The 21259-nt window shown below is 64.5% G+C and carries 18 protein-coding genes; 2 read left to right on the top strand and 16 right to left on the bottom strand.

Annotated features, from left to right (window positions below; genetic code table 11):
* Positions 1-137 precede the first annotated feature (137 nt).
* The 8 genes from moaA to AC3WP7_RS13390 are packed head-to-tail and all read right to left on the bottom strand — an operon-like array spanning position 138 to position 11405.
* Complete coding sequence (gene moaA / locus AC3WP7_RS13355; RefSeq protein ID WP_093123450.1) at positions 138-1124, bottom strand: GTP 3',8-cyclase MoaA; 987 nt, start codon at positions 1122-1124, stop codon at positions 138-140.
* A 1-nt stretch (position 1125) separates the two neighbouring features.
* Positions 1126-1941 carry a peptidylprolyl isomerase gene (locus tag AC3WP7_RS13360; protein ID WP_092245442.1) on the bottom strand — a complete coding sequence of 272 codons (816 nt, stop codon included), beginning with the start codon at positions 1939-1941 and terminating at the stop codon, positions 1126-1128.
* A gap of 10 nt (positions 1942-1951) precedes the next feature.
* Positions 1952-2632, bottom strand: a complete 681-nt coding sequence (gene narI / locus AC3WP7_RS13365; RefSeq protein WP_093123456.1) for a respiratory nitrate reductase subunit gamma — start codon at positions 2630-2632, stop codon at positions 1952-1954.
* Positions 2625-3380 (bottom strand): nitrate reductase molybdenum cofactor assembly chaperone, encoded by a 756-nt coding sequence (narJ, locus tag AC3WP7_RS13370; RefSeq protein ID WP_092245436.1) that lies wholly within the window; start codon positions 3378-3380, stop codon positions 2625-2627. Before narJ ends, narI begins: the two co-directional genes overlap by 8 nt.
* Positions 3381-3383: 3 nt before the next feature.
* A complete protein-coding gene (gene narH, locus AC3WP7_RS13375; RefSeq protein ID WP_092245433.1) occupies positions 3384-4922 on the bottom strand; it encodes a nitrate reductase subunit beta in 1539 nt (512 codons plus the stop codon).
* A 1-nt stretch (position 4923) separates the two neighbouring features.
* Complete coding sequence (locus AC3WP7_RS13380) at positions 4924-8697, bottom strand: nitrate reductase subunit alpha (protein ID WP_093123462.1); 3774 nt, start codon at positions 8695-8697, stop codon at positions 4924-4926.
* A 57-nt stretch (positions 8698-8754) separates the two neighbouring features.
* Positions 8755-10152, bottom strand: coding sequence for a NarK family nitrate/nitrite MFS transporter (locus AC3WP7_RS13385; RefSeq protein ID WP_102592871.1), 1398 nt, complete (start codon positions 10150-10152; stop codon positions 8755-8757).
* 2 nt (positions 10153-10154) lie between these two features.
* Entirely contained in the window at positions 10155-11405 is a 1251-nt protein-coding gene (locus tag AC3WP7_RS13390; protein WP_102592872.1) for an MFS transporter, read from the bottom strand.
* 310 nt (positions 11406-11715) lie between these two features.
* Between AC3WP7_RS13390 and AC3WP7_RS13395 the strand changes: the two genes are divergently transcribed.
* Entirely contained in the window at positions 11716-13518 is a 1803-nt protein-coding gene (locus AC3WP7_RS13395) for a HAMP domain-containing protein (protein ID WP_093512644.1), read from the top strand.
* Complete coding sequence (gene narL, locus AC3WP7_RS13400) at positions 13515-14162, top strand: two-component system response regulator NarL (RefSeq protein ID WP_092245419.1); 648 nt, start codon at positions 13515-13517, stop codon at positions 14160-14162. Before AC3WP7_RS13395 ends, narL begins: the two co-directional genes overlap by 4 nt.
* A 428-nt stretch (positions 14163-14590) precedes the next feature.
* Here narL and ubiT read toward each other — a convergent pair whose 3' ends face one another.
* The 8 genes from ubiT to AC3WP7_RS13440 all read right to left on the bottom strand — a co-directional run bounded on the left by ubiT (position 14591) and on the right by AC3WP7_RS13440 (position 21168).
* Entirely contained in the window at positions 14591-15058 is a 468-nt protein-coding gene (gene ubiT, locus AC3WP7_RS13405) for a ubiquinone anaerobic biosynthesis accessory factor UbiT (protein WP_092245416.1), read from the bottom strand.
* Complete coding sequence (locus tag AC3WP7_RS13410; protein ID WP_102593159.1) at positions 15052-15942, bottom strand: U32 family peptidase; 891 nt, start codon at positions 15940-15942, stop codon at positions 15052-15054. The genes ubiT and AC3WP7_RS13410 overlap by 7 nt, the downstream gene beginning before the upstream one ends.
* A gap of 10 nt (positions 15943-15952) precedes the next feature.
* On the bottom strand, positions 15953-16948 hold the full coding sequence (gene ubiU / locus AC3WP7_RS13415) for a ubiquinone anaerobic biosynthesis protein UbiU (RefSeq protein WP_092245410.1): 996 nt from the start codon (positions 16946-16948) through the stop codon (positions 15953-15955).
* Positions 16949-16957: 9 nt separating this feature from the next.
* Positions 16958-18184, bottom strand: coding sequence for a molybdopterin molybdotransferase MoeA (locus tag AC3WP7_RS13420; RefSeq protein ID WP_102593160.1), 1227 nt, complete (start codon positions 18182-18184; stop codon positions 16958-16960).
* The gene (moaB, locus tag AC3WP7_RS13425) at positions 18181-18735 is read right to left on the bottom strand and encodes a molybdenum cofactor biosynthesis protein B (protein ID WP_093512647.1); all 555 of its coding nucleotides are present in this window, start codon (positions 18733-18735) and stop codon (positions 18181-18183) included. The genes AC3WP7_RS13420 and moaB overlap by 4 nt, the downstream gene beginning before the upstream one ends.
* A gap of 83 nt (positions 18736-18818) precedes the next feature.
* The gene (gene pdxH, locus AC3WP7_RS13430) at positions 18819-19466 is read right to left on the bottom strand and encodes a pyridoxamine 5'-phosphate oxidase (RefSeq protein WP_102593161.1); all 648 of its coding nucleotides are present in this window, start codon (positions 19464-19466) and stop codon (positions 18819-18821) included.
* A gap of 100 nt (positions 19467-19566) precedes the next feature.
* Positions 19567-19983, bottom strand: a complete 417-nt coding sequence (locus AC3WP7_RS13435) for a hypothetical protein (protein ID WP_092245398.1) — start codon at positions 19981-19983, stop codon at positions 19567-19569.
* Positions 19984-19992: 9 nt separating this feature from the next.
* Complete coding sequence (locus AC3WP7_RS13440; RefSeq protein ID WP_093530746.1) at positions 19993-21168, bottom strand: NnrS family protein; 1176 nt, start codon at positions 21166-21168, stop codon at positions 19993-19995.
* Positions 21169-21259 lie beyond the last annotated feature (91 nt).

Raw genomic sequence — 21259 nt, forward strand, 5'->3', positions numbered from 1 at the left:
CGCAGGCTTGAATCCGTGGGTAACCCGGCAGGACGCCGGGTTAGCCGCACTGGGCCATGGATGGCCCATTGCGGCGGAACCATAAGCCGCCGTGACCGAAGAAACGGATATGTACACGACGACCAAACAACCCACGATCACCCCCCACTCACGCTCATAAACCTCACCACCTGCACCTCCCCCGCCCCCGTAAAATCATGCCCCAAAGGCTTCCCCCGCAATGCCCGATGCAACGCCTCAACCAACGGCCCATCCTCCAAGGGATAGCGCCTGAGCAACCCACGCAGGTCCAGCGCATCCTCCTGCCCCAGACACAACAACAACCGCCCCTCCACCGTCATCCGCACCCGATTGCAACTGCCGCAAAAACTCTGCGAATTAGGCGAAATAAACCCGATCCGCGTCCGCGGATGCCCCACCAACCGCACATACCTGGCCGGCCCACCGCTGCTCTCGGTGCTGTCGAGCAACACATGCTCACGGGCAATCACCCCACGCACGTCATCACTGGCACAGAACGTCTCCCCGCGCGAACGCCCCACATCCCCCAAGGGCATTTCCTCGATAAAACTGATATCGATCCCGTGCTTGATCGCATACCGCACCAACCCCGGCACCTCGTCGAAATTGCGCCCTTTCATCACCACGCAATTGAGCTTGACCCGCTCGAACCCCGCATCCCGCGCCGCCTCGATACCGTCCAGTACCTGGCGCAGGTCACCGTTGCGGGTGATCGCCCGAAACCGCTCGGGGTCCAGGCTGTCGAGGCTGATGTTCATGCGCTTGACCCCTGCGTCCACCAGGGGGCGCGCCAATCGCGCCAGTTGCGAGCCGTTGCTGGTCATCACCAGTTCACGCAAGCCCGGCAGCGCCGCGATGTTGCGGCACAGCCCGACAATCCCCGGCCGGATCAGCGGCTCACCGCCGGTCAGGCGGATCTTGCGCACGCCCTGGCCCACGAACAGCCGGGCCAGGCGCTCCAGTTCCTCCAGGCTCAACACCTGCTGGCGCGGCAGGAAGGTCATGGTCTTCGCCATGCAGTACACACAGCGAAAATCACACCGGTCGGTCACCGACAAGCGCAGGTAATCGATGGTACGGCCGAGCCCATCCACCAGGCTCATGTCACTGCACCAGCGGCGAGTCGGCGCCCTGCAGCGCAAGGCCACGAATGTCCGCCGCGCCGATCAGGGTTTGCAGGTACTGCACCAATGCCCTCTGCCACACGCCTTGTTGCAGCTGGGTGCGAATCGCCCCGGCCACCGCTTCATAAGGCAACGGCTGCCCTTCGATACGCTGGTCGATGCTGATCACATGCCAGCCATAGCGGCTTTCCAACGGTTTGTCGGCCAGGCCCGGTGCCAGGGTGAACAGCTGGCGCTCCAGTTCAGGCACGGTCTGGCCCTTGCTGATCTGGCCCAGCGAACCGCCCTGGGCCTTGGAGGGGCACGCCGAATACTTCAGCGCCAGCTCGGCGAAACCGCCGGGGGTCTGTGCCAGGCTCAGCAACAGGATTTGCGCCTGCACATGGGCCATCTGGCGCGCCTCGGCATCGTCTGGCGCGCACTCGAACAGGATGTGCCGCACCGCCAGCAACGGCGCGCTGTGGAAGCGCCCGCGATTGCTCTCAAAGTAATGCCGGCATGTCGCTTCGTCGCACTGCGGCACGCTGATTTCGCGCTCCAGCAGCAAGCGCGTGGCCGCTTCCTCTTCGTTCTCGCCGGGGGCGATGTCCACCGTCAGGCCGAGCTCGGCAATGCGCTGTTGCAGCAACTCGCGAATCACCAGGGCGCGGGCCGCCAGGTACACCGCTGCTTCGCGGCTTTCGGCCGGGTGGTATTGCAACTCCAGGGCCATCGCCTCGGGCGTGATCGACACGCCGTTGACGCTGACGATGGGCCATTCCTGTTCACTGCTGGCAATCAATTCAGGCTGGGTCATCACGCGCTCCTCACGACTTCTGCCGCACGATTTGGTAGCGCCGCCCCAGGTACCAGATCGGCGCGCTGACCATGTGCACCAGGCGGGTAAACGGGAACAGCACGAACAGGGTCAAGCCCAATGCCACGTGGGCCTTGTAGATCAGCGACACCGGCGCAATCGATTCCGCCGCCTGCACCGGCCGCAGCAACACCACGTTCTGCGCCCAGTCGGCGAGCATCACCATCACCGAGCCGTCCATGTGCCCGGTCGAGGCGACGATGGTCAGTAAACCGAGCAGTAACTGCGCGAGCAGCACCAGCAGGACCAGGATGTCCGACGCACTCGATGTGGCGCGTACCCGCGGGTCGCTCAAGCGACGCTTGACCAGCATCAGTAACCCCACCAGACACAGCAGGCCGAAGAATCCGCCGGAGACCATCGCCAGCAGTTGCTTGTTTTCAGTGCTGATTACGTGGTGATAGACCGACGCCGGTGTGAGCAGGCCGACAAAATGCCCGGCCAGCACAAACAGCACGCCGATATGGAAAAAGTTGCTCGCCACGCGCATGCCACGGTTGTTCAGCATCTGGCTGGAGCCGGCCTTCCAGGTGTACTGCGACAGGTCGAACCGCGCCCAACTGCCCAGCAGACAGACCGCCAGGGCCACATAGGGGTACACCCCGAATACCAGCAAATTCCACTTAGACATTACCCACCTCCCCGGCCGGCATGGCGGCCGGCGCTGCTTGCTGAAAATCCACCCAATGCAGCGGCACGGCGCTTTCTTCCCGTGCCTTGCCGGGTGCGCTCGGCATCGCGCTGCAACGGTCCTGCTGCTCGGCCTGCATAAAGTCCACGGCCTCCTCTTCCCAGACCTTGTCGAGGGCTTCGAGGGAGTCGTCGCGTGGCTCGGCCGCCACTTGGGCGCGCACCTCGGCCACGGCCTGGTGCGGCTCGGTGCCGGCGATCTGCAACAGCGCACGCATGCAACTGGCGTAGGCGCTCTCACGCTCTTCCAGGCGCGCCGCAAGCAACGCCAACAGGTGCGCCACATCCGCCAGGCCTTCGCGGGCTTCGATGTCTTCGCGGGTGGAGAGGAACTCCAGGTACAGCGGGATATAGTCCGGCAGCTCCTTGACGCCGATGGCAAACCCCGCGGCCTCGTACTGGGCCATCATGTCGACCATCGCCTGGCCACGATCCCGGGACTCGCCGTGCACGTGTTCAAACAGCAGCAGCGACAGCGAACGACCACGACCGAACAACGCGCCGTAGTGTTCCTGGCCATCCATCAGGTCATTGGCGCAGATCAGCTCCAACAGCTCGAACAACGCGCCGCGTTGCTTGGGGCTGATTTCCCGCGACTCGATAATTGCCTGCTCCAGTTCATCGCGGCCATTCACCAGGGCCTCGGTGGGATAGTCCAGCAGCAACGAAATCACTTTAAGAATGCGCATGGCTCAGTCCTCCCAGATCTGGACGGTTTTCAGCACGTCGCGACGGTTGGCTTTCCTGGCACCGAACATGTTGGTGTCGGAACTGCCGCTGCAACCGCTGCCAAAGCTGAAGCCGCAACCGGAGCGTTCGGCGAAGGCGTCGCTCATGGCGTCCTCACGGTGCGCGCTCGGCACCACAAAGCGGTCTTCGTAGTTGGCAATCGCCAGGTAGCGGTACATCTCTTCCACCTGCGGCACACTCAGGCCCACGTCTTCGAGCACTTGCAGGTCCTGCACGCCGTCCACCTGCTGCGAGCGCTTGAAAGCCCGCATCGCCAGCAGGCGTTTGAGGGCACGCTTGACCGGTTTCTCATCGCCGGCGGTGAGCATGTTGGCCAGGTAGCGCAGCGGAATGCGCAGGCTGTCCACGTCCGGAATCACCCCGTTCATGCCCACGGTGCCAGCAGCGGCAGCGTTCTGGATCGGCGACAGCGGCGGCACGTACCAGACCATCGGCAAGGTGCGGTATTCCGGGTGCAGCGGCAGTGCGAGCTTCCAGTCCACGGCCATTTTGTACACGGGGGAACGCTGCGCCGAGTCGATCACCGACTGCGGCACGCCATCGGCCAGGGCCTGGCGGATCACCGCCGGGTCATTCGGGTCGAGGAAGATCTCCAGTTGCTTTTCATACAGGTCGTGCTCGCTGGCCGTGCTCGCCACTTCGCTGATGCGGTCGGCGTCGTAGAGCAGAACGCCGAGGTAGCGGATGCGCCCGACGCAGGTTTCCGCACACACGGTGGGCATGCCGGCCTCAATGCGCGGGTAGCAGAAGATGCATTTCTCGGACTTGCCGCTCTTCCAGTTGAAGTAGATTTTCTTGTACGGGCAACCGCTGATGCACATACGCCAGCCGCGGCATTTTTCCTGGTCGATCAGCACGATGCCGTCTTCTTCACGCTTGTAGATCGCACCACTGGGGCACGACGCCGCGCACGCCGGGTTGAGGCAGTGCTCGCACAGGCGCGGCAGGTACATCATGAAGGTGTTTTCGTACTCGCCGTAGATATCGGCCTGGATCTGGTCGAAGTTCTTGTCCTTGCGGCGCTTGGCGAACTCGGTGCCGAGGATTTCCTCCCAGTTCGGACCCCACTCGATTTTCTGCATGCGCTTGCCCGAGACCACCGAGCGCGGCCGCGCGGTCGGTTGGTGCTCGCCCAACGGCGCGGTGTGCAGGTGCTGGTAATCGAAGTCGAACGGCTCGTAGTAGTCGTCCAGGCTCGGTAGGTCCGGGTTGGCGAAGATATTCGCCAGCACGCGGAACTTGCCGCCGATACGCGGGTTGATGCTGCCGTTGGCGTTGCGCACCCAGCCGCCCTTCCATTTGTCCTGGTTTTCCCACTCCTTGGGGTAGCCGATGCCGGGCTTGGATTCGACGTTGTTGAACCAGGCGTACTCCATGCCTTCGCGGCTGGTCCACACGTTCTTGCAAGTGATCGAGCAGGTGTGGCAGCCGATGCATTTGTCCAGGTTCAGCACCATGCCGATCTGTGAGCGAATCTTCATCTCAGTTCTCCTCGATATCGGTCGGCAATGGGCGCGGCAAGTCATCGCCGGTGGCACCGTCGAGCCAGTCGACCTTGGCCATCTTGCGCACCACGACGAACTCGTCGCGGTTGCAACCGACCGTGCCGTAATAGTTGAAACCGTAGGCCTGCTGGGCGTAGCCACCGATCATGTGGGTCGGCTTGAGCACCACGCGGGTCACCGAGTTGTGATGGCCGCCACGGGTCTTGGTGGTCTCCGAACCGGGCACGTTCACGATGCGTTCCTGGGCGTGGTACATCATAACCATGCCCTCCTTCACGCGCTGGCTGACCACCGCGCGGGCGGTCAGCGCGCCGTTGACGTTGAAGCATTCGATCCAGTCGTTGTCCTCGATGCCGGCGCGTTTCGCGTCGATCTCCGAGAGCCACACGATCGGCCCGCCACGGCTCAGGGTGAGCATCAGCAGGTTGTCGCTGTAGGTGCTGTGGATGCCCCATTTCTGATGCGGGGTAATCCAGTTCAGCACGATCTCGGTCTCACCATTGCTGCGCTTGCCCTTCACCCCTTCGATGGTGCGGGTGTTGACCGGTGGCCGGTAGCTCATCAGTTGTTCGCCGAACGCCTGCATCCACGGGTGGTCCTGGTAGAACTGCTGGCGGCCGGTGATGGTGCGCCATGGGATGTTTTCGTGGACGTTGGTGTAGCCGGCGTTGTAGCTCACGTGGTCGTCTTCCAGGCCCGACCAGGTGGGGCTGGAGATGATCTTGCGCGGCTGCGCCTGGATGTCGCGGAAGCGGATCGCCTCATGCGCCTTGGGCAGCGCCAGGTGGCTGTGGTCGATGCCGGTGAAGGCCGACAGCGCCGCCCAGGCCTTGACCGCCACATGGCCGTTGGTTTCCGGGGCCAGGGACAGGATCACCTCGGCCGCATCGATGGCGGTATCGATCTTCGGCCGGCCATGGCTGATGCCCGCGTCGCCTTCGTGATGGTTCAGCTCGCCGAGGAAGGCCACCTCGTCATCGGTGTTCCAGTTGATGCCCTTGCCGCCGTTGCCGAGTTTTTCCAGCAAGGGCCCAAGGGAGGTGAATTTCTTGTAGATGTTCGGGTAGTCACGCTCCACCACCGCCATGTTCGGCGCGTTCTTGCCGGGTACAGGCGCCACACCGGCGCTTTTCCAGTCGGTGCCACCGAACGGCTGGGCCAGTTCGCCGACGCTGTCGTGCATCAGCGGCACGGTCACCAGGTCCTGCTCGACGCCCAGGTGCCCGACCGCCATGGCCGAGAACGCCTTGGCAATGCCCTTGTAGATTTCCCAGTCGGAACGCGACTCCCACGCCGGGTCGATGGCTGCCGACAACGGGTGGATGAACGGGTGCATGTCCGAGGTGTTCATGTCGTCTTTTTCGTACCAGGTGGCGGTCGGCAAGACGATGTCGGAGTACACGCAGGTGGACGACATGCGGAAGTCCAGGGTGGTCACCAGGTCGAGCTTGCCGATGGCGCCGTCGTCGACCCATTCGGCTTCGGTGGGCTTGCTTTCGCCGCCAAAGCCGATGTCTTCGTTCATCACGCCGTTCTTGGTGCCGAGCAGGTATTTGAGCATGTACTCATGACCCTTGCCCGACGAACCGAGCAGGTTGGAACGCCAGATGAACATGTTGCGCGGGAAGTTCACCGGGCTGTCCGGTTGCTCGCAGGCAAAGCGCAAGGTGCCGTCCTGCCAGGCCTTGATGACGTAGTCTTTGGGCTCCATGCCGGCGGCGGCCGCGTCCCGGCAGATATGCAGCGGGTTGGTGTTCAGTTGCGGCGCGCTGGGCAACCAGCCGGCGCGTTCGGCGCGGATGTTGTAGTCCAGTGCATGGGTGGGGAACTGCGACTTGTCCGCCATCGGCGACAACACGTCGTGCATGTTCATTTTTTCGTGGCGCCACTGCGAGCTGTGGCCGTAGAAGAAGCTGGTGCCGTTCATCTGGCGTGGCGGGCGGCTCCAGTCCAGGCCGAACGCCAGGGGCAACCAGCCGCATTGCGGGCGCAGTTTTTCCTGGCCGACATAGTGGGCCCAGCCGCCCCCGGTCTGGCCGACGCAACCGCAGAGCATGAGCATGTTGATCAGCCCGCGGTAGTTCATGTCCATGTGGTACCAGTGGTTCATCGCCGCGCCGACGATGATCATCGAGCGGCCCTTGGTCTTGTCGGCGTTGTCGGCGAACTCGCGGGCGATCTGGATGGCTTTCTCGCGGCTGACGCCGGTGATCGCTTCCTGCCAGGCCGGGGTGCCCGGTACGCTGGCGTCGTCGTAGTCCCGGGCCACGTTGCGGCCGCCCAGGCCACGGTCGATGGCCAGGTTGGCCGCCGACAGGTCGAACACCGTGGCGACCTTGGCCACGCTGCCATCGGCCAACGTCACGTTGAGCACCGGCACGCGGCGGAACTGCACCGCGTCACCGGCCACGTGCTGGAAGTGTTCGTGGGCTTCACCGGCAAAGTACGGGAAGCCGACTTCGGCCACGTCTGCGCCGATCAGGCTGAGCTTGAGGTCGATGGCACGGCCTTCGCCGCCCTCTTTGGCGAGAATATTCCACTTGCCCTTCTCGCCCCAGCGGTAGCCGATGGAACCTTGTGGCGACACCAGCTCACCGCTCTCATCGAGGGCGATGGTTTTCCATTCCGGGTTGTTGTCCTGGCCCAGGTTGCCGGTGAGGTCCGAGGCGCGCAGGAAGCGGTCGGGCTGGAAGCCGGCGCCGGGGGCAAACCCGGTCACGGGTTTGAGCATCACCAGCACCGGCAGGTCGGTGAAGCGCTTGGCGTAGTCGGTGAAATAGGTACTCGGGTGGTCGAGATGGAACTCCTTGAAGATCACATGATTGAAGGCCTGGGCCAACGCCGCGTCGGTACCCTGCTTGGGGTTGAGCCACAGGTCGGTGAGCTTGGCCACTTCCGAATAGTCGGGGGTGATGGCCACGGTCTTGGTGCCCTTGTAGCGCACCTCGGTGAAGAAATGCGCGTCCGGCGTACGGGTCTGCGGGACGTTGGAACCCCAGGCAATGATGTAGTTGGAGTTGTACCAGTCGGCCGATTCCGGCACGTCGGTCTGCTCGCCCCACACCATCGGCGAGGCCGGTGGCAGGTCGCAGTACCAGTCGTAGAAGCTCAGGCACACCCCACCGAGCAGCGACAGGTAACGCGAGCCGGCGGCGTAGCTGACCATGGACATGGCCGGGATCGGCGAGAAGCCGACGATGCGGTCCGGCCCGTATTGCTTGATGGTGTAGACGTTGGAGGCAGCGATGATCTCGTTGACCTCCTCCCAGTTGGAGCGAATGAAACCGCCCATGCCGCGCTTGCTCTTGTACGACTCGGCCTTGGCCTTGTCCTCGACGATGCTCGCCCAGGCCTCCACCGGGGCCATGGTCAGGCGCGCTTCACGCCACAGCTTGAGCAACGGCTTGCGGATCTTCGGGTACTTGAGCCGGTTGGCGCTGTAGATGTACCAGCTGTAGCTGGCGCCACGCGGGCAGCCACGGGGTTCGTGGTTGGGCAGGTCGTTGCGGGTGCGCGGGTAGTCGGTCTGCTGGGTTTCCCAGGTGATCAGGCCGTTCTTCACGTAGATCTTCCACGAGCACGAGCCGGTGCAGTTCACCCCGTGGGTGGAGCGCACGATCTTGTCGTACTGCCAGCGCGAACGGTAGACGTTTTCCCAGTCGCGGGACTCCTTGCGGGTCTCGCCGTGGCCGTCGGAGAACTCGTCTTGCTTGCGGTTGAAGAACCGCAGTTGATCCAGTAAGTGACTCATGGTGCTTTCCTCATCAGGCGTGCCGTGGGGTGCGTTGCCCCGCGAATTCAGGTCGGACTAGCAGGGTGTGGCGCAGCCCTTACGGGCGTACCACCACCAGGTCACGACGATGCAGCTCAGGTAGAAACCGACAAACATGTAGAAGGCCATGGCCGGGCTGCCAGTGGCGGCCATGGAACTGCCGAAGGATTTGGGGATGAAGAACGCGCCGAACGCGCCCATGGCCGAGCTGAACCCCAGCACCGCAGCAGATTCCTTGCCGGCGTCCTTCAGGGCCTGTTCACGCACCGCAGCGGGTCTGCCGGCACTGGCCTTCTCGTGAACGGTGCGGAAGATCACCGGGATCATGCGGAAGGTGGAGCCGTTGCCGATGCCGGTGGTAATGAACAGCAGCATGAACAGGCCGAGAAAGCCGTAGAAGCTGCCGCCCTGCCCGTTCTGCGGCAGAAAGTGCAGCACGCCGAACACCATCGCGATCATCAGCACGAAGTTCCACAGGGTCACCCGCGCACCGCCCAGTTTGTCCGCCAGCCAGCCGCCGAGCGGGCGTACCAGCGCGCCCACCAGCGGGCCGAGGAAGGCGAATTTCAGCGCCACCACCTCGGGAAACGAGGTCTTGATCAGCAGCGGGAACGCCGCCGAAAAACCGATGAATGAACCGAAGGTCGCGAGGTACAACCAGCACATCAGCCAGTTGTGCTTGCGTTTGAAGATCACCGCCTGGTCGCTGAACGACGCACGGGCGCTGGACAGATCATTCATGCCGAACCACGCGGCCACGGTGACGGTGAGGATGAACGGCACCCAGATGAAACCGGCGTTCTGCAACCACAGCTGGCTGCCGTCGGCCAGGGTTTGCGGTTGCCCGCCCATCAGGCCGAACACCCCGAAGGTGATCACCAGCGGCACGCAGAACTGCATCACCGACACGCCCAGGTTACCCAGGCCGGCGTTCAAACCGAGGGCGGTGCCCTGCTGCGCCTTGGGGTAGAAAAAGCTGATGTTGGACATGCTCGAAGCGAAGTTGCCGCCGCCGAAACCGCACAGCAACGCGATCAATACGAACACGCTGTACGGCGTGTTGGGGTCCTGCACCGCGAAGCCCATCCACAGCGACGGCAGCAGCAACGACGCGGTACTCAGGGCGGTCCAGCGGCGCCCGCCGAAGATCGGCACCATGAACGAGTAGAACACCCGCAACGTCGCGCCAGAGAGGCCCGGCAGTGCCGCCAGCCAGAACAGCTGGTCGGTGCTGAAGCTGAAGCCGATGGCGTTGAGGCGCACGATCACCGTGCTCCACACCATCCACACGGCAAAGGCCAGCAACAGCGCGGGGATCGAGATCCACAGGTTGCGGGTGGCGGTCTTCTTGCCGCTGGCGCCCCAGAACGCCGGGTCTTCGGGGCGCCAGTCATGGATCACCGGGCCCGAGGTGGGCTTTTGCGCAATGGACATGATCATTCTCCTTGGAGCGCGGGCTTGCCGAGCAGCGGTTGTTTGCGGATTTCGCTGAGGTACATCCAGGCCAGGGACACCCAGACCACGCCGTACATCAACATGAAGCAGGAAGAGCGCACGCCGGTGAGGTCCACCAGGGCGCCGAACATAATCGGCAGCACAAAGCCACCCAGACCACCGGCCAGGCCGACGATGCCGGACACCGCGCCCATGTTTTGCGGGTAGTCATTGGCGATGTACTTGAACACCGAGGCCTTGCCGAACGCGAAGGCGATGCCCATCACGAACAGCAGCACGGTGAACAGCGCAGGGGTGAGGCCGATGTGGAAATCCAGCGGGCCGTTGACGGTCATCACCTGCAACTGGGTCTGCGGGTAACTGAGCAGGAACAGGCACACCCAGCTCACCCACAGCACCCACCAGGTCACGCTCTGCGCGCCCCAGCGGTCGGACATCCAGCCACCCACCGCGCGCAGCACACCACCGGGCAGCGAGAAACACGCGGCCAGCAGCGCGGCGCTTTGCAGGCTGAAACCGTATTCCTGCACGTAGTACTTGGTCACCCACAGCGCCAGCGCCACATAGCCGCCGAACACAATCGAGTAGTACTGGCAGTAGCGCCACACGGCCGGGTCTTTGAGGCACAGCAACTGCTGGCGCAAGGAAGCGCCGCCGGCGCTGCGGTGGGCCTTGTTTTCGCTGGTGAGGAACCAGAAAAGCAGCGCGGTGATAAACAGGATCGCGCTGAACACCTTGGGCACCAGGTGCCAGGTGCCGAGGGCGATCAGGCCCGGCGCGAGAAACTTGGTCACCGCCGCCCCCGCGTTGCCGGCGCCGAACACGCCCATGGCGAAGCCCTGGTTGTGCTTGTCGAACCATTTGGCGACGTAGGCGATGCCCACCGAAAACGAGCCGCCGGCCAGGCCGACAAACAGGCCCAGCACCAGGAACTGCCAGTAGGCGGTGGCGTAGGTGATCAGGTACAGCGGCAACACGCAGGCGAGCATCAGCAGGAAGAACACGATGCGCCCGCCGAAACGGTCGGTGAGCAGCCCCAGTGGCAGGCGTACCAGGGAGCCGGTCAATACCGGCGTAGCGGCCAGCAGGCCGAACTGGGTTTCGTTGAGTTGCAGCAGCTCCTTGATGGGCACGCCAAGCACGGCGAACATCATCCACACCATAAAGCAGACGGTGAAGGCCAGGGTGCTCATGCCCAGCACCAGGCCTTGTCTTATACGGGGTTGAGTCACGGTATGCGCTCCAGAAAGTGATTCCATGGGCGCAGGTTAGGGGCGGCACTTGGGTGGAACTTGACCCAGGTCAACGTCCGCCGGGTGGGTATGGGGCTATGCTCGCCGCGTCTACCTCCAAGGAGGTAGGCACCAGAACAAGAGAAAGCCTTTATTTATCAATGGATTGTTCTCTTGTGCCGGCTTTTGTCCGTGGGAGGGTTTGCCGGCAATTCTTTAGAGGTAGTGCGCCAGGGAAGGCCATTGACACCCCCCTTTCCCGCTCCAGGTGCGACCATGCTGCTCTGCCATCCACTCCGACTGCACCGTCATGCTTGACTGGCTGCGCAGCTCCCTGCCCGCCCGCGCCGGCCTGGCGGTGATCCTGATCGCGATCCTGGCCCTGGCCAGCTCCCTCAGCGCCGGGCTGATCGCCTGGTTCAGCCAGGGCGACGCCGCAGCGATCAACACCGCAGGCTCGGTGCGCATGGAGACCTACCACCTCAGCTGGAAGCTGGCGGCCGGCGCGCGCGCGGATGAGGTCGCCGAGGTCAGCCAGAGCCTGCAACGCCGGCTCGACAGCCCCTCGCTCAAGGCGGCGCTGGAAGACGGCCCGCAAAGCGCCCTGTTGCAGAGTTACCAGCAGATCCGCCAACGCTGGGACACCGAACTGCGCCCGGCGGTAATCCGCGGTGATGCCGACTTGTTCCAGGCCCGCGCGCCGGCGTTCGTCGAGCAACTGAACCAGTTCGTCAGCCTGTTGCAGCAACAGAGCGAACAGAAGCAGAGCTGGCAGCAAGGCATCCAGGGCCTGGCATTGTTCAGCACCTTGATCATCCTGCTGCTCGGTCTGTACGAGTTGCAGTACGGCGTGGTCAACCCGCTGGAAGAACTGGTGCACGCCACCCGGCGTTTTCGCGACGGCGACTTCAAGACCCGGGTCAACCACCGCTCCGAGGATGAACTGGGTCAACTGGCCCTGAGTTTCAACGCCATGGCCGAGACCATCGAGGCCTCCCATCGCACCCTGGAAACCCAGGTACAGCTCAAGACCCTCAACCTGCAACAAGCCAACGCCGCCCTCGAACTGCTCTACCAGAGCAGCCGCAGCCTGGCCACGCGCCTGGCCAACGCCGAGGGCCTGGATGAACTGATCCGGCGCTTCCAGAAACGCCTGCCGGGCCTGCGCCTGTCGCTGTGCCTGCAAGGTCACTTCCTTGCCCCGGCCCAGCAGATGCTGGCCCTGCACGGCGAGAACAGCCGCAACGTGTGCGCCATCGGCGACTGCGCCACCTGCCAGAAACACAAGGCCGCACCACCGCAGGTGTTCAGTATCAGTAACCAGGGCACGGAACTGGGCGAACTCAAGGCGCACTTCCTCGATGGCCACCCGCCCCAGGACTGGGAAAAACAACTGATCCAGGCCCTGGCCAACCTGATCGGCACCTCGCTGTCGCTCAAGCGCCAGCGCGAGCAGGACCACCGCCTGTTGCTGCTGGACGAGCGCACCATCATCGCCCGCGAACTGCACGACTCCCTGGCCCAGGCGCTGTCCTACATGAAGCTGCAAGTGAGCCGCATGCAAACCCTGATCCGCCGTGGCGAGCCGGTGGAAACCCTGGCCTCCGTCACCAGCGAACTGCGCGATGGCCTGAACAACGCCTACCGCCAACTGCGCGAATTGCTCACCACCTTCCGCCTGCAAATCCACGACGCCGGGCTGGTGCAGGAGCTGCAGGACACCGCCGAAGAATTCTCCCGACGCGGCGAATTCCAGGTGCACTTGCACGCGGACGCCCTGGCCTTCCAGCTGTCGGCCAGCGAGCAGATTCACATGCTGCAGATCACCCGCGAGGCGCTGTCCAACTGCCTGCGCCACGCCCATGCACAGAATGCCTGGCTGCAACTGCGCCAGGTCGGCGAAACCGTGAGCCTGAGCATCGAAGATGATGGCCGGGGCTTCTGCGGCGCCGTCGACCAGCGCGAACACCACGGCCTGACCATCATGGACGAACGCGCCCGCAGCCTGCACGGCCTGCTTGAGATCAGCCCACGCGAGCCCCAGGGCACCCGCGTGCAACTGCGTTTCCAGCCGGAATTCCTCGGCCACACCCTACAAGGCAGCACCTCATGAACGTCCCTCTTCGTCACCGGATCCTGCTGGTCGACGACCACCCGATGATGCGCCACGGCATGCGCCAGATCCTCGAACTGGAAGATGACCTGCACGTGGTCGGCGAGGCCGGCAACGGCCAGGAAGCCCTCGACCGGATCGCCAGCCTGCAACCGGACCTGGTGCTGCTGGACAACAACATGCCGCAGATGAACGGCCTGGAAACCCTGCGCCGCCTGCGGGCCATGGACTACGCGGGCAAGGTGTTGCTGTTTACCGTGTCCGACGCTGAAGACGATATTCGCGATGCGCTGCGCCTGGATGCCAATGGGTACCTGCTCAAGGACATGGAACCGGAATTGGTGGTCGAGTTTATCCGTGATGCGTTGCATGGTGCATTGGTGATCAGCCCTGGCTTGACCAGGGTCCTGGCCCAGGCGTTGCGCTCGCCGCAACCCCATGCGGCGGTGGAATTGACCGAGCGGGAGCGGCAGGTGTTGAAGACGATTGCCAGTGGCTACAGCAACAAGGTGATCGGGCATAAGTTGGGGATTACCGAGGGGACGGTGAAGGTGCATGTGAAGAATTTGCTGCATAAGCTGGGGTTGAGGTCGCGGGTGGAAGCGGCGGTTTGGGCGATGGAGCATTTGAGGCAGGTCGGGTGAGTTTTTCTGAGGTTGAGGGGTGTGAGTACATATCCTTTATTTAGGTAACGGCTGCTGACGGTTCCGCTCTTACAGCGGGTCACTTTTGGAAGAGCGCTGTATGGACCGGACACAGGGTTGACGGGGCGCCGAAGATCAAAAGCAAGAGCGACTCGCTGCGCATCGCAGATACGCTTTTTGTGCTGTGTAACCCACTTACCGTGGCGAGCGGGCTTGCCCCGCGTCGGGCTGCGAAGCAGCCCCAAAAAAACAGTGAGGTCGCCGCGTTCATCCTGGTTTGGTTACTTTTGGGCTCTTTTCAAAAGTGACCCGCCGTAAGGGCGGAACCATAGGCGGCCGTTACCGAAGAAACGGATATGCCCACCGACATATGCCCACCGAGCCCCCCCCCAACGAGGCATACCCCAACCCCAAGGGCGCAGATGCCGTCAGGTCGCAAGCCCGCGCCCGGCCCGCTCCAGATTGCGCCACAACCAGGGCGGCAAGACCTCCGGGTCGAGGCTGTCGATCAGGTTCTTCAAACCCAACCCCAGCTCCGTGTCCCCTTCGATCACCAGGCGCCGCCGGAAGAACAACGTATCCGGGTCTTCCTGCCGACTGGCCAGCAATAGAAATTCGCGCCAATTGCCGCTGATGGTCACCTGGGCCTGCGCCTTCTGCGCAATCCGCAACCCGTCCCGCGTCAATGTCAGGTACCAGCACAAACCCAGGTCCGGAATGCGCAGGCACAGCCAGCGCCCGCGCAGCAGGTCAAAACCGCCGTCGCGCAGCGGCTCGGCCAGGCAGCGGTTGAGCCCCTGTTGCAACGCCAGGCGCTGCACTGCGAAAGGCACACGGCGAACCAGCGGCAATACCCGGTCAGCGCCCTTGAGCAACCATTGCTTGCGACTCAACACAACCCCACCTCCTCGACCCGTAACATGCCGGCCTGCCCATGCCAGTAACCGTTGCAGCCACTCACCACCAACGGCGGCGTGGCTCCCTGGCGCACCTCGTCGAAGGCACGCACCACCTCGGCCATGCCCTCGGCGCGTGGGCTCAGGCGCAACAGGTCGGCGCCACAGGCCACCAGACCGGGATAGTCCGCCAGCAAGTTGGTCACCTCGGCGGACATCGTCTGAATCCCATTCAAGGTAAACAGCGCCTGCCCCTCCTGGCTGGTCAACGCCATGCCATCCGGGTAATTGATGCAACAGAACTGACAGTCGTCCTTGGGCCGGTTTTCCGCACGGGCGCTGAAGCAGCGCGCCGAGTACGCCAGGGGCAAATGGCCGTAGGCGAAGATCTCCACCTCGGGCAGCGGCCGCCCTAGTTCGCGGACCTGCTCCAGCACATCGGCGATCAGCCCGTGGGAGCATTCCACCGGCGGCACCCAGCGTTGCATGCCTGCGTCGAGCAGTTGCACCAGAGCGTGGCCGTTGTAGAGGTTGAGCGCCGGGCCACCGACAAAGGGCACTTTGCGCTCGATCAGCAACTGCACGGCGCCCATGTCGTTGGCCTCCACCAGCAACTCGCCGTTGTCGCACAGGCGGCGCAGGCTGGAGAGTTCGGAGGCGGCTTCGATCAGGGTGAGGCTCGACAGCACGATCTGCGCCGGGCTGCACGCCTGCAACTCATGCCCCAGGCCCAGCCATTGATCCAGGTTCAGCGCGCGGCGTTTGGCGCACACGGTTTCCCCCAGGTAAATCACGTCCAGGGGCAAGGCGGCCATGTCGGCGTAGAAGCGCCCCAACTGTTCCTTGTCCCAATAAAACAGCACCGGTCCCAGGCTGAGTTTCATGTGTGTGTCCTCATTGCCATGCACGATGGTAAGCCCCCAGGGTGGTCTGGCTGCCTTCGGAAAGCCCGGCAAGCACCTGGCGCCATTGGTCCTGGACCGCGAAATGGGCCGGGCTGCTGCGATGGGCGTCGAGGGCGGCGCGCCATACGCGGGTAACTTGCTCCACATAGGCCGGGCTGCGTTGCCGGCCTTCGATCTTCACCGCTTCCACGCCGATGGCACTGAGTTCGGGCAACAGGTCCAGGGTGTCGAGGCTGGTGGGCTCTTCCAGCGCATGGAAGCGCTTGCCGCCCACCAGGAAGCGGCCCTTGCACAGGGTCGGGTAGCCGGCGGGTTCGTCCGGGGTGTAGCGGTCGATCAGCACTTCGCTCAGGCGTGCGCTGAGGCCATCGGCGTCCTCGCTCCAGCGCACCGCCTTGGCCGGCGAACACACGCCGCACAGGTTGGGGGATTCGCCGGTGATGTAGGAGGACAGATGGCAACGCCCTTCGGCCATGATGCACAGGCTGCCAAAGCCGAACACCTCGATGGGCACCGTGCCGCTGGCCGCCACCTGCTTGACCTGGGCCAACGACAACACCCGAGGCAACACGGCGCGCCGGATGCCGTAGCGCTCCACATAGAATTTCAACGCCGCCGCATGGGTGGCCGAGCCCTGCACCGACAGGTGCAACGCCAGCTGTGGATGACGTTGCGCGGCGTAGCCGAGCACGCCGGGGTCGCCGGCGATCAGGGCGTCCACGCCATGGTCGGCGGCACGGTCCACGGCGCGTTGCCAGCGCGACCAGATTTTCGGTTGCGGGTAGGTGTTGACCGCCACGTAGAGCTTGCGCTGGTGCTGGCGGATATGGGCGACAGCAGCGTCGAACTGCTTGTCGTCCATGTTCAGCCCGGCGAAGTGCCGGGCATTGGTGTCATCGCGAAAACCCACGTACACCGCGTCGGCGCCTTGGCGTACAGCGGCTTTCAGCGCAGGCAGGTTGCCTGCCGGGCAGACCAGTTGCATGGTGGCTCCTTATTGAAAATCGGCAAACGACAGGAATGGCACGGCCGCGCCCTTGAGCACCTGCTGCTCGCGCTCGACGATCACCAGGCCATCGGCCCAGCAGGCGGCGGCGAGCATCGCCGAGCTTTGCTGGGGGTGCAGGATGGCGCGCAGCTGCCCATCGCTGTCGGGGCTCAAGCGCGCACGCAGGTACTGGCGGCGCTTGTTGGGTTTGAGCCACTCGAAGGCCGCCGGCACGCTGACAGGCACCGGCAACACCCGCTCCACACCTTGGGCGCGCAGCAGGAACGGGCGCACCACGATCAGCGTGGTGACCAGCGCGGCGGTGGGGTTGCCCGGCAGGCCGATCCAGGGTTTGCCGGCCACTTGGCCGAACGCCAGGGGTTTGCCGGGCTGGATCGCCAGGCGCCAGAACTCGACCTTGCCCAGTGCCTGGATCGCCTGTTTGAGATGGTCCTCTTCACCCACCGACACGCCGCCGGTGGTCAGCAGCAGGTCGCACTCAGACGAGGCCAGCATCAACGCATCGCGGCTGGCCGCCAGGGCGTCGGCCATCACGCCGTAGTCGTGTACCTCCACGCCCCAGCCACGCAGCAACGCCGCCACAAGGTAGCGATTGCTGTTGTAGATCTGCCCCGGCGCCAGCGACTCGCCCGGCTCGCGCAGTTCATCGCCACTGCTGAGCAGGCACACGCGCAGTGGCCGGTAGACCTTGACCCGGGGAATGCCCGCCGCCGCCAGCAGGCCGAGCTCCTGGGCGCGCAGGCGTTTGCCGGTGCTCAGTACCCGTTGCCCGCGTTGCAGCTCTTCGCCGCGCTTGCGAACGTGTTCGCCCAGGCGCAACGGCGGGCACCAGATGCGCTGGCCATACACCCGGCAGCGTTCCTGCGGCACCACGCTATCGGCGCCCGGCGGCAGCGGCGCGCCGGTGAAGATGCGCACGGCTTGCCAGGGCTGCAACGGCACATCCGTGCTGTGCCCGGCGGCGATCCGCCCGACCACTTCCAGGTAGCCGCCCTGCTCCGGCACGTCAAACGCGCGCAGGGCGTAGCCGTCCATGGCGCTGTTGTCCCAACCCGGCAGGTCGCGGGGCGAGAACACCTCTTCGGCGGTCACCCGGCCCAGGGCCTGGGCCAACGCAAGCATTTCGGTGGCCGGTGGCGGCGGCGCCTGGGCCAGCAACTGCTCGATGGCCTCCTCTACCGGCAGCAGGTCGCCGCTGTCGCAGGTACTCATGAGCGTGCCTCACAGGCAGCGAGGCTCTGATCGAGTTGCGGCTTGAGGTGCGGCGCAAAATTGCACGGGCCGGTACGGCTGTCCAACTGGCCAACCAGGATCTGGTCCCAGGCAGTACGACAGGCCCCCGGCGAACCGGGCATGCAGCACACCAGCACGCCGTTGCTGAAACCGGCCAGGGCCCTGGATTGCAGGGTCGACATGCCGATTTCCGCCAGCGATACCTGGCGGAACAACTCGCCAAAGCCATCCACCTGTTTGTCCAGCAGCGGCAACACCGCCTGGGGCGTGTTGTCGCGCGCGGTGAAGCCGGTGCCGCCGGTCATCAGCACCACTTGCACCTGCGGGTCGGCGATCCATTGCGAGACGCGTGCGCGGATCTGGTAGATGTCATCCATCACGATGCCCCGGTCGATCAGCATGTGGCCGGCACGTTGCAGGCGGTCCACCAGCGTGTCCCCGGAGGTGTCGGTGTCGTAGGTGCGGGTGTCGCTGATGGTCAGCACCGCGATGTTCAGGGAAACGAAACTGCATTGGGTCAGATGGGCCATGATCCAGGCTCCAGGCGTTGAAAAGATGCGTCCAGCCTGCACCGCATCGGGCGCAGGGCCTATTCCTCGAAGGAGGTATGCCGTCAGGGGGCCAGGCGCGTGCGCTGCCACCCGGCGTCATGCAGGCGGTAGTCGAGACGATCGTGCAAGCGGTCCGGCCGGCCTTGCCAGAACTCGATACGCCGGGGTTGCAGGCAGTAGCCGCCCCAGTGCTCGGGCCGGGGCGGCTGGCGCCCGGCAAAACGCTCGGTGACCTCACGCAGACGCCCTTCCAACTCACTGCGATGGGCCAGGGGCTGGCTCTGGGGCGAGGCCCAGCTGCCCAACTGGCTGGCGGCCGGGCGGGCATCGAAGTAGTCGTCCGACAGCTCGGCATCGGCCTTCACCACCGGGCCTTCGATACGCACCTGGCGCTCCAGGCCCGGCCAGAAGAACGTCATGGCGGCATGGGGGTTGTCCGCCAGTTCATGGCCCTTGGCGCTCTGGTAATTACCAAAAAAGAAAAACCCGTCGGCGCTGAAGCCCTTGAGCAGCAGGATGCGGCAGTGGGCATGCCCCTGGCCGTCCACCGTGGCCAGGGCCATGCTGTTGGCCTCGGCGGGCGGCACTTCGGTCTTGCGGGCCTGATCCAGCCACTGGCCGAACAGCTCCAGCGGGTCGGCCTGCGGGCAGTCGTCGCGAAGGCCGTAGAGGGTGTAGTTGCGGCGCAATTGCGCAAGGGACAGGGGCATGGCGCGATCCTCCAGAAAGTTCGCCACAGTGTGGGAACTGGCGCACCGTTATCCCTTGACCGCGATCAACAATCGGCCGCGGCATGACGCCGCATGCCACTTACCACAACGACTTGGCGATGATCACGATCAGCACCATGTGCGCGAGGATGCTGCGCCGAATCCACCGTGCACGCTTGGCGCTCAGGCGCTGTTTACCCAGCCAGTACGCCAGCAACAGGTAGTGCCCGATGATGCTCAGGGCCAGCAGGATTTTCAGGCTCAGCAGCCACGCAAAACGACTGTTCCACGGCACGCCCCAGTAGTGCCAGGCCAGCCCCAGGCCCGCGCCGTACAGCACGATGACCACCAGATGCAGCACCCGTCGCGAGCGCCGGGCAATCGCCTGGTCGCAGGTGAACTGCGCGGACCAGGCCAACTCCTCCCGGGCGCTGTGCCAGATCACCACTTCAAAAAACAGCGTGCCGATGAACGCGCTGGCCGCCAGCAGATGAACCATCAATAGCACTGAATACATGGATCTCTCCTAACCCGGATGCCCGTCGACACGCGCCTGCCACAGCATCGGCCCGTAGCGCCACAGGTACAGCCCCAGGCCGACGGACCAGCACAGCGCGGCCAGCCACAACGCCGCCACCGGCCACACCAGCACCAGCAGCACCCGGCACACACACGCCAGGTTCAGCAGCGCAAAGGCCAGGGTCATCCCCGAGGGCGGCTGCAATGGCCGGCCGGTATGGCCCAGGCTGACCCGCGCGATCATCGCCAGGATCAACCCGGCCATGGCGCCGATGGTCAAGGCGTGCACCGCCAGGCTCGGGTTGAGCGGCACGCCAAAATGCCACAGCGCCATGCCCAGGCACGCCAGCGCCAGCCAGGCATAGGCCAGGTGCAGGGACCACAGCAGCGGCACCCGCCACAGGCCGCGATCATGCCAACGCGCCAGGCGCAGCAGGTGGCCCACGCCCAGCAGCGCGAACAGCACACCGATCCAGGCCCGTGGCAACAAGGCCACCCCACCGGCATACAACAGCCCCACTAGAATCGAACCGCCCAACAGCAGGTGATCCAACCAGGGCCAGGGCTTGACCGCCGCGACCCGACCCAGGCCGCGCTGGGTGAAAAACGGGATCACCCGCCCGCCGATCAGCCCCATCATCGCCGCCACCAGCCAGAGGCCGGTCAACACCGCCTGGCGCTGCAGGCCCTGGTCATACAGTGACAAGCCATCGGCCACCGCCAGCAATACCAGCACCAGCACAATCGGATAATTGCGCGTCTGCCGCACCTGCCACAGCGTCCATCCCATCACGCCCGCCACAGCCAGCGGGAAGCTCAGTTCCAGCACCACCAGCAATGGCAGCGGGAGGTCGAGCAACCAGCCCACGCGCGCCGCCAGCCACAGCGCCGCCAGTGCGCCCAACGGTGCCCCGCTGAGTCCGGGGCGACCGGTCCAGGTCTGCACCGCCGTCAGCAAGAAACCGGCGATGATCGCCAGGCCAAAGCCGAACAGCAGTTCATGCCGATGCCAGGCCAGCCAGCCGCCGGCCGGTTGCCAACTGCCGGTCATGCCGCCCAGGGCCAGCAGCCACAGCGGCACCGCCAGCGCGGCCAACAGGCAGGCACCGAGGAAAAACGGCCGGAAGGCCAGGCGAAACAGCGGGGTAATCGACATGGCCTTGCGTCGATCCAGTACGTGCATGGCAGGGCTCCTGAATTTATCACTGCGCCGATGGTGCGCCGGTGTGCGCATCTTGCCCTTGTCGCAGATCAAGCTGCGCCAAGGGCAACCG

The organism is Pseudomonas sp. FW305-3-2-15-C-LB1, assembly GCF_058787615.1.

Bases quoted from the DNA above. Each gene is read 5' to 3' on its own strand.
- AC3WP7_RS13410 (WP_102593159.1), bottom strand. From the start codon at position 15,942: ATGAAACTCAGCCTGGGACCGGTGCTGTTTTATTGGGACAAGGAACAG.
- narL (WP_092245419.1), top strand. From the start codon at position 13,515: ATGAACGTCCCTCTTCGTCACCGGATCCTGCTGGTCGACGACCACCCG.
- AC3WP7_RS13420 (WP_102593160.1), bottom strand. From the start codon at position 18,184: ATGAGTACCTGCGACAGCGGCGACCTGCTGCCGGTAGAGGAGGCCATC.
- AC3WP7_RS13435 (WP_092245398.1), bottom strand. From the start codon at position 19,983: ATGTATTCAGTGCTATTGATGGTTCATCTGCTGGCGGCCAGCGCGTTC.
- moaA (WP_093123450.1), bottom strand. From the start codon at position 1,124: ATGAGCCTGGTGGATGGGCTCGGCCGTACCATCGATTACCTGCGCTTG.
- AC3WP7_RS13395 (WP_093512644.1), top strand. From the start codon at position 11,716: ATGCTTGACTGGCTGCGCAGCTCCCTGCCCGCCCGCGCCGGCCTGGCG.
- ubiU (WP_092245410.1), bottom strand. From the start codon at position 16,948: ATGCAACTGGTCTGCCCGGCAGGCAACCTGCCTGCGCTGAAAGCCGCT.
- AC3WP7_RS13440 (WP_093530746.1), bottom strand. From the start codon at position 21,168: ATGCACGTACTGGATCGACGCAAGGCCATGTCGATTACCCCGCTGTTT.
- narJ (WP_092245436.1), bottom strand. From the start codon at position 3,380: ATGCGCATTCTTAAAGTGATTTCGTTGCTGCTGGACTATCCCACCGAG.
- AC3WP7_RS13385 (WP_102592871.1), bottom strand. From the start codon at position 10,152: ATGTCCATTGCGCAAAAGCCCACCTCGGGCCCGGTGATCCATGACTGG.
- narI (WP_093123456.1), bottom strand. From the start codon at position 2,632: ATGTCTAAGTGGAATTTGCTGGTATTCGGGGTGTACCCCTATGTGGCC.
- moaB (WP_093512647.1), bottom strand. From the start codon at position 18,735: ATGGCCCATCTGACCCAATGCAGTTTCGTTTCCCTGAACATCGCGGTG.
- AC3WP7_RS13360 (WP_092245442.1), bottom strand. From the start codon at position 1,941: ATGACCCAGCCTGAATTGATTGCCAGCAGTGAACAGGAATGGCCCATC.
- AC3WP7_RS13380 (WP_093123462.1), bottom strand. From the start codon at position 8,697: ATGAGTCACTTACTGGATCAACTGCGGTTCTTCAACCGCAAGCAAGAC.
- narH (WP_092245433.1), bottom strand. From the start codon at position 4,922: ATGAAGATTCGCTCACAGATCGGCATGGTGCTGAACCTGGACAAATGC.
- pdxH (WP_102593161.1), bottom strand. From the start codon at position 19,466: ATGCCCCTGTCCCTTGCGCAATTGCGCCGCAACTACACCCTCTACGGC.